Origin of the sequence: Sphingopyxis fribergensis (assembly GCF_000803645.1) — a bacterium.
Classification (GTDB): Bacteria; Pseudomonadota; Alphaproteobacteria; order Sphingomonadales; family Sphingomonadaceae; genus Sphingopyxis; species Sphingopyxis fribergensis.
On sequence record NZ_CP009122.1, the window covers coordinates 251,555 to 264,122 of the forward strand.

Below are 12,568 nucleotides of genomic sequence, written 5' to 3' on the forward strand. Positions count from 1 at the left end.
GGGATAACCCACAGAACAAGGAAAAGTGACATGAGCAAGAGCTTGCGTGAAAGTCTTATCGGCGCCTGGACACTGGTCTCCTATGTCGAGAAGCCAGTCGACGGATCGCCAACTGTTCATCCTTTGGGAAAAGATGCGACTGGTATCATCATGTATACACCGGACGGTTTCATGTCCGCCCAGTTGATGAAATCTGGCCGTCCGGAATTCGCGTCGGGAGACTGGTTCGGCGGTTCGGACGACGAATATCGCCAAGCGGGGAACTACATAGCCTATTCCGGTCCCTTCCAAGTGAAGGAAGAGGATCAGACGCTGACACACGGCATGTTCGTTTCGTTCTTTCCCAATTGGCTGGGCCAGACCCAGCCTCGCGTCGTCAGGCAGGAAGGCGACCTTCTCCACCTCAGCACGGCGTCGCCCATCCAGTCTGGGGGCAAGACCGTCATGTCGTATCTGACATGGACGCGTGCCGGCAACTGACAGGGAGCAGTGCCAAGCGCGTGACGGCTTTGCGCGACCCATCTCTGATCGACCGGCCCGTGGATCGAAGGACCGCGGGCCGGCATACTTTGCAACATGGTTTTGGCGATCGCCCCGCTGTGCCCGTACCCTCGCTGCCTGGACACAAAAGCCTCTCAACTCAACGAGACAGATCAAATCCCGCCAGCAAACGGTCGATCAGTGCGACGCCGGTCTATATGACATGGCCGTGAGTGAGGAAATGATCAGCTGGAGATTCCCGCAGCGCCACTTTGGCCCTCGATGCCCTTGGTGAATGGCAATGCGATCGTTGGCGCATGACCATGCCCAAGGTGGGGGGAGGATGCGCCTGCGATACATCAAGAGAGGCGCGTCAATGCTTCAATGCAGCTTGAGGCGCGGCCGTATGACCTGATTGACCTTGCCGACAGCCATCAACGCGAGACCACGCAGCCAGCCATGGACTGCCAGAACATGCATACGATAAAGCGACGTGTAGACGAATCTCGCCAATCGACCCTCGACCGCGAGGCGTCCGCCTATCAAATTGCCCATCAAGCTACCGACGGTCGAAAAGCGGCTGAGCGATACAAGCGATCCATGGTCGCGATAGACAAAATCGAGGAGGGGCTTGCCGGCGGTGATCCGCAAAAGATTTCGGTAGACCATCGATGCCATTTGATGTGCGGCCTGCGCGCGCGGTGGTATCGGCCGCTCGGTGCCTGGAAGGAGGCAGGAACAACAATCCCCCAACGCAAAAATCCTTTCGTCCTCTGTCGTCTGAAGGGTGGGACGCACAAGAAGCTGAGAAGCGCGATTGACCTCGAGACCATCAAGATGGCTCAACAGGGCATGGCCCTTTACGCCGGCCGCCCATACCATGAGATCCGCCTCGATCCGTTCGCCCTCTTTGGTAATGATGGCGTGCTTTTCGGCACTCGTGACGGGCACGCCCGTGAGAACCCGGACACCTAGAGCTTCAAGTTCCGCCTGCGCGGCCTTGGCGAGACGCTCTGGCAGAGCCGGAAGTATGCGCGGCCCCGCCTCGACCAACGTGACCTTAAGCCTGCTCTCGTCGAAAACCTCGAGGCCGTAAAGGCGAAGCGCCGATGCGGCATTGTACAACTCGGCACTCAGCTCCACTCCGGTAGCGCCCCCGCCAATGATCACCACTCGCACATATTCATTGACCGTGCAGTCAGCACTCATTCGTCGCGATACTCTGAGGCAATGATCGAGCAGCTTCGACCGGAAGCGGTCTGCCTGGGCGCGTTCATCAAGAAAGATGCAGTTTTCGCGAACACCCGGCGTACCGAAGTCGTTGCTCACTGAGCCGATGGCAAGCACGAGATAATCATAGCGGATCGCATGGCGGCCCACGATCTCGCTGCCATCCTCATCATGCACCGGAGCAATGATGACCTGGCGTTTCGTCCGGTTGATCGTCTCGAGCGTACCGTAATAGAAGCGGTAGCCCCAGCGATGGCAGTGACCGCGATATCCCACCTCATCCAGATTGGCATCAAGGGAGCCGGCCGCGACCTCGTGCAACAGCGGTTTCCAGATATGCGTGTGGTTGCGATCGATGAGGATTATGTCATGATTCTTTCGCCCAAAATGCGCACCAAGTTTTCTTACCAACTCGAGCCCGCCCGCACCGCCGCCCACCACGACGATCTGGGTTTTCTTCGATTTGGCCACCTGTTGTTTAGATTTGGGACGTGAGCTGGTATCGATCGTCATCGCATGCGCCTCTATACTGGGTTCATTTTGAGTCGTCAGGCTGCCAAGAGAACTGCCCGTCGGGACATCTCGGGGCTGGCGGTCGCGCGCCTGCGTTTGTCAGATAGAGGCCACATCGCTGTCCAAGCACGCGGTTCTGAGCCCAATCGGGCGAACGGCCCGTGATACAGGCGCCTTCTATGATGACATGAGGGTGCCGCTGCACGGCGAAATCCGTCTGGACCTCGCCATGCAGGGTGGCCGGTCACGCCGTGATCAAGCCTGCAATTACCTGTTCGGCGCCTTCGCTATAGGGCGCGCGCATCAGGAGGTTCGACTCGCCGCCTTCGCTCTGCACGAATACCGGCTTCGCATGGCTCAGCGCGCGGAAGCCATATTCGCCATGGTAGTGGCCCATGCCAGACGCTCCGACGCCGCCAAACGGAAGCGTATCAAGAAAAACATGGGTCATTGCATCGTTCACGATAAGCGCGCCCGATGTGGTCCGCGCTGCAACCTCGGATCGGACATCCAGATTGTTGCTGAACAAGTAGAGTGCCAGTGGACGAGCACGGGCATTGATATAGGCGATCGCGTCTTCAAGCGTGCCGTAGGTGACAATAGGAAGTAGCGGCCCAAAAATCTCCTCCCGCGTAACGCGCATTTCATCAGTCGTACCAAGCACCAATGTCGGAGCAACCTTACGCTTCGCTGGATCGGACAAATCTTCGTTTAACGGGTTGAGCGAGACCAAGGTCGCACCTTTGATCCTGGCGTCTTCGATCAGGGCATGTTGGCGCGCAAACCCCCCCGCATTAAGCATGGAAGTATAGTCATCATTGTCGCGTAGGCTGGTATACATCGCCGCCACCGCTGCTTTAGCCTGCTCGACAAAATCCTCCACGCGCTCTTCCTGAATCAGGACATAGTCCGGAGATAGGCAAATCTGTCCGGCGTTGAAGGTTTTTACCGTAAGGATGCGCTCGGCCATCTCCCGCAAGTCGGCGTCAGCACAGACGAGTACAGGAGATTTTCCGCCAAGTTCAAGGGTTACGGGAACCAGATTCTCGGATGCTGATCGCATTACATGATGTGCTACCTGCGTACTGCCGGTGAAAACCAAATGGTCGAACGGCTGGGCTGAAAAAGCCGATCCAGTGGCCGGTCCACCGAGTACAGTGGTCAATTCGTCCTGATCGAAATATTCGTCGATCAGGTCAGCCAAAAGTTGAGATGTTGCCGGGGTCAATTCCGACGGCTTGAGCATAGCACGATTGCCTGCTGCGAAGCAGTTCGCCAATGGTCCAAAGGCCAGCACGACAGGAAAATTCCAGGGGCTGATAATACCGGTTACGCCCAGCGGCTGATACTCGACCCAGGCTTGGGTGCCTGGGAAGGGTTCCAGTTGTGGCTGAGGCCTCATCCATTCATCGATATGGTTGAGATTGAAGCGCAGCCCTTCCACGGATGCGAGGATGTCGGCGAGCAAAGTTTCCTGCCGGCTTCGCGTTCCGAAGTCGGACGAGACGACATCGATAATCGCCTCCTGATGCGTCCGCAACAGGTCGATTGCCCTGCTGATGCGGTCCTTGCGTAAGGCAGGTGAGGGCGGCCCTGCTTCGAACTGAGCGTGTTTCATTCGATCGAGCCGTTCACGGATTTGGTCTGCCGAGGGATCGTCGGGAAGTCGCAAATTGGGCATGTTGTGTGTCCGTTGTTAATAGGGGGCGCGTGTCAATCGTGCGTGAGAACGAGACGACCATTGACCTTCCCGGCGCGAAGTAGCTGGATCGCCTCGTTGACCTCAGCGATGGGAACTTCCTGCACAGGTATAGGCTTGATGGCGCCAGCACGAACATAGGTCATCAGTTCGACCATTTCATCGAGGCTGCCGACGAACGAGCCGGCAATGCTGACCTGGCGAATTGCCAGCAGCGGAAGCGGCACATGGGCCTCGCCGCCGAACAGTCCGACAATCACGAGTTTGCCGCTTGTCTTGAGTTGATCCAGTGCAAATTCCGCAGTGGCAGGCGCTCCTACAAAATCCACGACACCAGCCAGCCCGCCGGTGGCTTCACGCAGTCGCTCTGCGGCATCAGGTGTTGAGCTGTTGATCGTGAGGTCTGCGCCATACTGGTCGGCGGCCACCTTCAATCTCTCGTCATTGACATCGACCACCGCGACCTTCTGAAATCCCGAGCCCTTGGCGATGGCGAGCGCCATCATGCCGACGCCGCCGGCACCAATGATCGCTATCCACTGATCCTGTCGTCCGTCGAGTTTTTTCAGGGCGGAAAAGGAGGTAAGCCCGGAGCATGCATAAGGACCCGCAAGCAGAGGATCGACTCCCCTCGCTTCGATCAGGAATTTGGGCTCGCGCACCAGGAGATGATCTGCCTGCCCACCTGGTTGCTGCATGCCGATAACCTGCGGATTGGCGCACTGGTGATCCAGTCCTCTGTTGCAATATTCGCAGTCACCGCAACCTATCCAGGGGTAGATGATAACGGGACGACCTCGATCAGCTTCGTCCATTCCCGCATCAGGGCCAAAATCGACGATGGTGCCGAAGGGCTCATGCCCGAGAACGAAAGGCGGATTCACGCCAAGTGCCGTCAGTGGCAGATTATTGCCGCCACCCAGATTGAGATGGCCCTCGTGGAAATGCAGATCGGAATGACAAAGACCACAGGAATGCACTCGAACCAGTACTTGCTTTCCGGTCGGCTTGTGCAGTTCGGAAATCCGTTCCTCGAGCGGTTCGCCAAATGCGACCACCGTCTGCGCTTTTACGGTTTGATTTTCCAAGAGTGAGTACCTCTTCTTATTTTACATGGAAAGTGTGTTTGACGGGGTCATTTCGTGTGCGTTCTTGAATTTTCCCGTCATCTTCAAGATCGAGGTGAAAGATTTCGAGCGTTAGTAAGCGCACACCGACCTGTCTGCGCGCCGTTGCGTGCAGTGTTCATGCCATTTTGTGCAAAATTGGCTTTAATTGAGGTTCCGACGCGCTAGCCGGTCTTCAATGGCCAAAGGCAAATCTCGGTCGTCGAGACGGTGGCTGCCAGACGCCCTGAAATTGGAGGTCAGGCTATGCCCTGCAACCTGCACCTGGTTGCGGCCTGGGCAGCCCGGATAAGTCGAAACCGGAAACTTTTGGTCGGGGATCGGGCGGCCCGTGCCCATCTCAGCGGACCATCAATTTGCCGCAAATGTCGCAGCTATATGGCGCCTCTGTGCTTCGGAGGTACGCTGGCAAGACTTTGCTACTTTTCCGCCGATCCGGTGGGCGGGCGGGCACGCGTACTGGCCGCTAAAGTGCGGATCCGATGACACCGATCGTGTCAGACGGTAGGCCTGATGCTGGTCAGCGGTGGGTGTTAGGCGGATCGGCTGGCGCATTCCCGCGCGAGCGTGCTCAAGCGAGGCACTCTTGGCAGCTTCGTCGTCAATCTCGCGTGGCGATATTCCGTCGGCGTCATACCCAGTTGTTGTTTGAAAAGCCTCGCGAAGTGGGTCGCATCGGGAAACCCTGCGTCTAGAGCAATATCAGTGACGTTTCTGTGGGATTGGCCGGGATCAGAGAGGATGGCGCAGCTCAAGTCGATCCGATACTGCTGGATGGCCTTGTACGGCGTCTGCCCGCTCAGCTTCAATACGTTGTACAGGGTCCGCCTGGAAACATGCAGGATGTCCGCCAGGCCCTCCACCGAGAATTCGGGATCGGCGCCGTATGCACGGATCGCCTGGTGCGCCTGGGAGAGAAGAAGCGTTTCGCGTGACATATCGAGGAAAGCACCGCCATTGTCCATCGATCGACGTATGCCCGCCTCGATAAGTGTCGCGATTGCATGAGCCGTTGCCGCGACGTCGTCGCGCCCTGCCTCGACCTTACCGTCCAGGCACGCGCTGATAGTTTCGAACGCAATCGCCATGTTGCCGGCGATTGGATAGGTTTGCTCGGCCCAGTTTGCATCAGCAAGAAATCGTTGAATCGATACCGCTCCAACCGGCATCGCTACCGCTACGCAATCATAAGGTTCGTCAGAATCGAGCCGGTAAGGGCAGGCTGGATCATAGATGGTCCACATGCCTTCTTTCAGAATCTGGGCGCTTCCGTTGCGCCATAGTCTGCCCTGACCCCTGGTGATGAAGATCAACTTTACATAGTTGCCAATGTCAGCGGCTTTTCTATTCCAGCGCGCGCCGACACCACTGATCGACAGTCGGGCAAGTCGAAGCGCCGAAAGGCTGGCAAATTGTCCCAGAAGCTCGGGTTCGCCATTTGGCATATCGTCGTCGCTCACCAAAGAGAGCGGAAGCAATGCGCTCGTGACCGCGAGTTCGAGATCCGCAAGCCGGGCCCTATAGGGGCTTATCGCTTCGTCGGCAAAGCCCGGTGGTGTCATCTCGGGACGTGTTTGTGCGGTGCGTATGAACATGTCGGCTCCATCCTGCGCTTTTCTCGTCCGGCGCTGCGATCCGATAAGTTGGGGCCGCCCTGCCTCTGTCCATATGGAGAATCAGACTGTATCGCGGCATGCTTGCAAACTCGGGACGAATGCCATAAATCATCATATGTTGATTAAATCAGAGGGTGGCTGACGTCAATGCCGGGTCGTACCAGGGTTGAAAATGACAGGCGTGGTCGCGGGAGGCCGAGGCACGGCTTGGAGGCAGACTCCAAGGAGGTGGCGCGGGTCGCCTTCGCCGCGTTTGCGGCTTCGGGCTATGAAGGCGCGAGCCTGCGTGAGATCGCATCTAAGGCCAATGTTGATCCTGCCCTTGTTTCTCGCAGATATGGATCAAAACTGGGATTGTGGAAATCCACTGTAGATGAACTCGCCCGGCGTATGGCCGCTGTCCACACACCGATCGCTGAACTGTGCGAAGACGGTTCGTCATACCCCGCCCGGCTGAGGATCGCACTGCGGAAATTCGTCGCTTTCAGCACGGAGGTCCCAGAACTTGGTCGTTTCTTTGCTGATGAAGTGGCAAAGCCGGGCGAGAGGCGCGACTATATTCTCGAACATATTTGGCGTCCGCATTTCGATACGGTCCAACCGCTGATGCGCGAGGCGTGCGATACCGGTCTTGTCGAAGTGGACGATCCGGATTTCCTCGTTTTTCTCCTCATTGGCATGGTTGCCATGCCCCTGATGATGAACTCCGTCATCAAGGATGAGCTGGGGGTCGACGACACCCAGCTCGCAGAACGGCTCAGTCGCTCCGTCGAGCGGCTGTTTCTTGGCGGATGAATGGGCTTGGTCAGAACGGCCGAGCGATGCGCCTTAAACCGGCGCATCGTCGAAGGTCCGTTATGTCGGCCAACCGATGGGTGCATCCGCGTATTAGATTATTCGATGATGTGATCTTTAAAAAAGCCAATTTCCGGTCGAGATTTCACCCATCTTGGCTACGCTATCAAGACCGCTTTGCCGACCTGACGCGAACTTCAGCGACGCTTGCGAAGAAGGCCCGCTATGATGGAGGCAGACTGTCTGGCCAATGTCTGTCGGGCTAAAGCAGGTTCGGCTACAGGGCGGTTGATGAGGCCGCCCATTATGACCAACATTATCTGCACAACGACATCAATATCCTGATCCGGAACGGTCACATCCGCAAATTGTCGAAAGGCGTTGGTTAGCCGCGCGCGCACCGCCTCATCGGTATCCTGGAGAATAAGGGCAATATTGGGGTTTCTGGCTGCCTCTGCAAACATCTCCAGGAAGAGCGATGGCTCCAGCGTAACCAACAGCGTTTCGAAAACGCTTCCAAGATTGGCTTCTAGGGCATGCTCGTCCGCAATCCCTGCCTCTACGGCGTCGACGATCGGATCGAATAGCGCACGTGACTCTCGCTCGACAACTACGCTGACCAGTCCTTCCTTGTTGGTAAAATCGCGATAGAGTTGCTGCGCGGAAACCGTCGCATCTTTTGCAATTTGCGCGATACCGGTGCCGTGAAAACCCAGCTCGATAAAGCTCTTGCGCGCAGAACTGATGATTTTCTCGCGGCGAAGCAATGATCGATTTGTCCAGCTTTCAGTCAATTTGGCCATTCCCAACAACAACGAACAATGTGAAGGCCATTGTGCTACCGCTCTCCAAGACGCAATGTTTCTCCGAAACGCGAATGCATTTCGTTACGCTTCCGTGACCGTTCGGCTCGGCATTAAAAGCACCGACTGACAGCAAAATCCACCGCCATGCTAAGAGCACTCTTCGCCCTAGAATTGCCGAACGAACTCAGATGGGATTTGGCAACCCTTCCATGGTTATAAGCGCGGGCTAGCGTATCCCGGATTGCCCCAGTATCTTCCAGAAGTTTGAGGGCGTGTGCAAAATCTGTGTCGCTCACCTTATTGCCTTGCATTGCGTCTTCCCAGAAACGCCGGTCTGCCGGTGAGCCCCGCGCGAAGGCGATAATCACCGGCAGCGTCACCTTGCCGTCTCGAAAATCGTCGCCTGCATCCTTGCCCATACGGGCCGATGTCGACACATAATCGATCACATCGTCGGTCAACTGAAAGGCAATGCCAAGGGATCGCCCAAACCTTTTGAATTTTACAGCCGTGGCCTTGTTTCCCCCGGGCAGGTATCCAGCTATTTGGCATGATACTTCAAAGAGTGCAGCGGTCTTTGCGCTGATGATACGAAAATAGGTTTCTTCGGTTGTTTCTATTTGGCGGTGCGAGGCCAGTTGGGAAACCTCGCCGGCGCTAAGGACCATTGAAGCGCGCGATATGGCGTTGACCACATCCAAGGATCCATCGTCGACCAGCATCTCAAATGCCCGGCCAAGAAGGAAATCGCCGACAGCGACCGCTCGCCTATTGCCCCAGATCGTGTTGGCCGTTGGTTGACCCCGTCTAAGGGCCGAGCGGTCCACCACATCGTCATGCAAGAGAGTGGCAGTATGGATGAACTCCAATGCAGCCGCCAGCGAAGGCGATCGAGGGCCACTGTAGCCGATTAGGCGCGCGCAGGCCAGGAGCAGGGCCATCCGGATCCGCTTTCCACCATTTGAAATGAGGTATCCGGCCAGTTCAGGAATCAACTCAACCTTGCTCTGAGCCTTTGTAAACAGGATTGCTTCGGCATCTCTCAAGTCGCTGGCGACCAGTTGCAGCAACGCTTCCAGCGACGGGGTATCGAAACCAGACTGTTCGTGAGTCCTTGCGTCTTCATCACGCCGAACACCACCGACGCGGGCCTGGCCCGCTAGTAGTCGATCGAGTACCTCGGATTCTCGCCATTTTTGCACTGCCCTTAGCTAGCACTTGGTATTCCCCAAGGCAATAGTGAACGATCACTATCATTTTTCCGGCTTGGCGGATTTTGCAAATCTGATGGGTTCAATCTGCTGTCCGTCTGGAGCTTACGGGCCGCAAGAACCTCAGCCTGGCCGGTCTTGCCACTTCCATCCGCCGGGTGTGAGCGCGGCTAGAGCTATGACTTCGCCGCGATTATGAAGGCCATAGACGAACCCCGACCACGGCTGTCTGATGACCTCGAAGACAACCAATGGCGAACGGGCAAAAGGAAGACCAATGCGGACATCAATTAGGCAACTATGCGGTCATGCGAATCGGCTGCTTGAACGGCGGTGTCTGGCGGAAATGGTCATCGCGGGCGGCGCGAAGACGCGCCGATGCAAGAGTGATTGATGGAATCTGGCGCGATTAAACCACAGCAGCGTTGCAAGATCGAGGCAATTGGCAGTTACGGATCGGTAGGACGTGATTATAAGCCTCAACCTTCGTTCCACCGAGCATCTTCCTGACATCACGCGGGAAGCGGAGCGACAGTGGAGCACACATCACGAAATGCAGCTTGGTAACGGTTTGCTATGGCGATTTCATGTTCCGCAGGTCCCCTGTTGCATCCCTTCACCTAATGCTGAAGCGAGAAGGCGACAATATAGTCTCCGCGATCCTGCTTCTGGGCGAGGTTTCCACCCACTGCAATGGCGAGGTACTGGCGCCCACTACGAGGTGAAACATAGGTCATCGGCGTGGTTTCTGCCCCCATTGGCAGGCGTCCCTTCCAGAGTTCGTGCCCGTTTCTGATGTCGAAAGCGCGGATGTAATGGTCCTGCGTTCCTGCCATGAACACCAGGCCCGAGGCCGTTGTGACCGGTCCGCCTATCGCCGGCAGGCCGATGGGAATGCCCATATGCATCGCGAGTCCCAGCGGTCCGGAATCCTGCAAGGTACCCAGCGGCATCGACCACAGTACCTTGCGAGTGGCTAGATCGATGGCTGTGATCGCCCCATACGGCGGTTCCTGACAGGGGACTGCCAAGGGGGATTCGAGTGTGCCCTGCTCCAGGCCGTAAGGCGTGCCATATTGCGGCGCGCCCGAACCTTCGCCGCTGCTTTTCCGCGCCTTGGCGTCGTATTCGGCGCGCGGGACCAGGCGCGCCACGACAGGAACGCGCGTGTCATTGACGATCATCGTGCCACGGTTTTCGGCAATCGACACCGAGCCCCAGTTCATGCCGCCAAACCAGCCAGGGAAATAGATGGCCGTTTTCAGGCCCGGTGGAGAAAAGTCGCCATCGTAGCGCGCCTTTCGGAAGGCGATCCGGCAATAGAGCTGGTCGAGCGGCGTTGCGCCCCACATGCGCGCTTCTGTCAGACGCTCGGCGCCAATGGCGGGCATGCCTGTCGAATAGGGTTGAGTGGGCGAGAGGAAATCGTCCCGCGCGCCGCCTTTCTGGGGGACGGGGCGTTCCTCCACCTTCGCGATCGGCTTGCCGGTGCGGCGGTCAAGCATGAAGATCTGTCCGCGCTTGGTCACCTGGATCAAAGCGGGAATCGTGCCACCATGGCCATCAGGCACATCGTAAAGCGCGGGCTGGGCCGGCACGTCGTAATCCCACAAATCGTGATGCACGGTCTGGAAGCTCCAGCGCACCCGCCCCGTCGTCACGTCGAGCGCCACGATGGAGGAGGAATAGCGCTCGGCGGCCGGGCTGCGCTTCGGCCCCCAGGAATCGGGCGTGGCGTTGCCGGTCGGGAGGTAGACCAGCCCGAGCTTGTCATCGAAAGAAGGCGTCGACCACACATTGGGCGTGCCGGGGGTGAAGCTCTTTCCCGCAGGCGGGCGGCCCGAGGCGTCCGGATTCCCCATGTCCCAGGCCCAGACCAGCTTGCCGGTGTGGACGTCGAAGGCGCGCACCACGCCCGAGGGTTCGCCTTCCTCGTAATTGTCGCGCACCAGTCCCCCCACGATGATGAGGTTGCGCATGATGGTGGGCGCGGCGGTGGGGAAGTAGAACCCTGGCTGCATGTTGCTCATGCTGGTGCGCAGGCTCACGACACCACGGTTGCCGAAATCGGCGCAGGGCAAGCCGGTCACGGCATCGACCGCCACCAGCCTGGCATCGACCGTGGTGGAGATGATGCGGCGGACGCAGGGGCCGGAGGGCGCAGCCATGGCGACAGCACGGGGCGTTACGGGTGTGGACGGAGCGGGTTTAGACGGGGCGGGAGCATCATCGTGGTAACCCACGCCGCGGCAGCGCGGGCGGAAATTGCCTTGCGCATGCGGATCGTAGCGCCACAGTTCCTTGCCCGTATCGGCGTCCAGCGCGAAGATCACGTTGGACTGCGTGCAGCCATAGAGCCGTCCGTCGATGTGGAGCGGCGTCGTCACGAAGGCAGCCGGGTCCTTGGGGATCTCGCCGGTGCGATAGGTCCAGGCAACCTTGAGGCCAGCGACGTTGGCGGGCGTGATCTTGTCGAGCGTAGCAAAGCGTGTGCCGGATGGATTGCGCCCCCAATAGGGCCAATCGCCGCCCGCGCTGGGCGCGGCGGACCGGCCGGGAATGGGCGCCGACACGGCGTCTGCAACCGCCAACGGCCTGGGCTGAAAGGTGCTGACGATCGTGCCGGCAAGGGCAAGCGCGATCAGGCAGGCCAGGCCCAGAGACGCCTTGCGAGGCACCGGGCGTGCCATGGGGCGCAGGGCAGGCAGCAGCAGCAACACAGGAATTGCCAGCACGGCCGGCGCGAACAGACGGGAGATCAGCGGCCAGAAGGTGAGACCGACGTCCCACAAGGCCCAGACGATCGTTGCAATAAATACCACGCCATACAGTCCGGCACCGGCAGGCCGCCGCAGCATCAGCAAGCATCCCGAGCCGCACAGACCCAGACCCGCGAGGGCAAAATACCAGGAGCCGCCAAGCGCGACCAGATAGGCGCCGCCCCCCAGCATCAACAAGCCAACGATCAGTATGATCAGGCCCAGGGCGATGACGGCAATTCTGCCGGCCTTGGCGCTTGTCGACGATGGCATGCGTGAACCTCTCTGGTGGGTCATGTCAGGGAGCAAGCGGTTGAGGCGCCCTGGGTGGC

9 protein-coding genes are annotated in these 12,568 nt (G+C 58.4%); 2 read left to right on the forward strand and 7 right to left on the reverse strand.

Features of this window, described 5'->3' with window-relative positions; all coding sequences use genetic code 11:
• Nucleotides 1–30 precede the first annotated feature (30 nt).
• A complete protein-coding gene (locus SKP52_RS01095; RefSeq protein WP_039570724.1) occupies nucleotides 31–480 on the forward strand; it encodes a lipocalin-like domain-containing protein in 450 nt (149 codons plus the stop codon).
• 381 nt (nucleotides 481–861) lie between these two features.
• Here SKP52_RS01095 and SKP52_RS01100 read toward each other — a convergent pair whose 3' ends face one another.
• From SKP52_RS01100 to SKP52_RS01115, 4 genes are all read right to left on the reverse strand, one after another.
• Entirely contained in the window at nucleotides 862–2,223 is a 1,362-nt protein-coding gene (locus SKP52_RS01100; RefSeq protein WP_052207698.1) for an NAD(P)/FAD-dependent oxidoreductase, read from the reverse strand.
• 244 nt (nucleotides 2,224–2,467) lie between these two features.
• On the reverse strand, nucleotides 2,468–3,904 hold the full coding sequence (locus tag SKP52_RS01105) for a coniferyl aldehyde dehydrogenase (RefSeq protein WP_052207699.1): 1,437 nt from the start codon (nucleotides 3,902–3,904) through the stop codon (nucleotides 2,468–2,470).
• Nucleotides 3,905–3,936: 32 nt separating this feature from the next.
• The gene (locus SKP52_RS25090) at nucleotides 3,937–5,010 is read right to left on the reverse strand and encodes an alcohol dehydrogenase (RefSeq protein ID WP_039570726.1); all 1,074 of its coding nucleotides are present in this window, start codon (nucleotides 5,008–5,010) and stop codon (nucleotides 3,937–3,939) included.
• A gap of 572 nt (nucleotides 5,011–5,582) precedes the next feature.
• A complete protein-coding gene (locus SKP52_RS01115) occupies nucleotides 5,583–6,644 on the reverse strand; it encodes an AraC family transcriptional regulator (protein ID WP_081997143.1) in 1,062 nt (353 codons plus the stop codon).
• A 228-nt stretch (nucleotides 6,645–6,872) separates the two neighbouring features.
• Between SKP52_RS01115 and SKP52_RS25095 the strand changes: the two genes are divergently transcribed.
• On the forward strand, nucleotides 6,873–7,460 hold the full coding sequence (locus tag SKP52_RS25095; protein ID WP_197418015.1) for a TetR/AcrR family transcriptional regulator: 588 nt from the start codon (nucleotides 6,873–6,875) through the stop codon (nucleotides 7,458–7,460).
• 197 nt (nucleotides 7,461–7,657) lie between these two features.
• Here SKP52_RS25095 and SKP52_RS01125 read toward each other — a convergent pair whose 3' ends face one another.
• The 3 genes from SKP52_RS01125 to SKP52_RS01135 form a co-directional block, all read right to left on the reverse strand.
• Nucleotides 7,658–8,263, reverse strand: coding sequence for a TetR/AcrR family transcriptional regulator (locus SKP52_RS01125; protein WP_081997145.1), 606 nt, complete (start codon nucleotides 8,261–8,263; stop codon nucleotides 7,658–7,660).
• 113 nt (nucleotides 8,264–8,376) lie between these two features.
• Complete coding sequence (locus tag SKP52_RS01130; RefSeq protein WP_081997146.1) at nucleotides 8,377–9,468, reverse strand: polyprenyl synthetase family protein; 1,092 nt, start codon at nucleotides 9,466–9,468, stop codon at nucleotides 8,377–8,379.
• Nucleotides 9,469–10,097: 629 nt separating this feature from the next.
• A complete protein-coding gene (locus SKP52_RS01135) occupies nucleotides 10,098–12,533 on the reverse strand; it encodes a membrane-bound PQQ-dependent dehydrogenase, glucose/quinate/shikimate family (protein WP_228383775.1) in 2,436 nt (811 codons plus the stop codon).
• Between the last annotated feature and the right edge of the window lie 35 nt (nucleotides 12,534–12,568).

Coding starts and splice junctions, on each gene's coding strand:
- SKP52_RS01135 (WP_228383775.1), bottom strand. CDS start 12,533: ATGACCCACCAGAGAGGTTCACGCATGCCATCGTCGACAAGCGCCAAG.
- SKP52_RS01105 (WP_052207699.1), bottom strand. CDS start 3,904: ATGCCCAATTTGCGACTTCCCGACGATCCCTCGGCAGACCAAATCCGT.
- SKP52_RS01115 (WP_081997143.1), bottom strand. CDS start 6,644: ATGTTCATACGCACCGCACAAACACGTCCCGAGATGACACCACCGGGC.
- SKP52_RS01095 (WP_039570724.1), top strand. CDS start 31: ATGAGCAAGAGCTTGCGTGAAAGTCTTATCGGCGCCTGGACACTGGTC.
- SKP52_RS01100 (WP_052207698.1), bottom strand. CDS start 2,223: ATGACGATCGATACCAGCTCACGTCCCAAATCTAAACAACAGGTGGCC.
- SKP52_RS01125 (WP_081997145.1), bottom strand. CDS start 8,263: ATGGCCAAATTGACTGAAAGCTGGACAAATCGATCATTGCTTCGCCGC.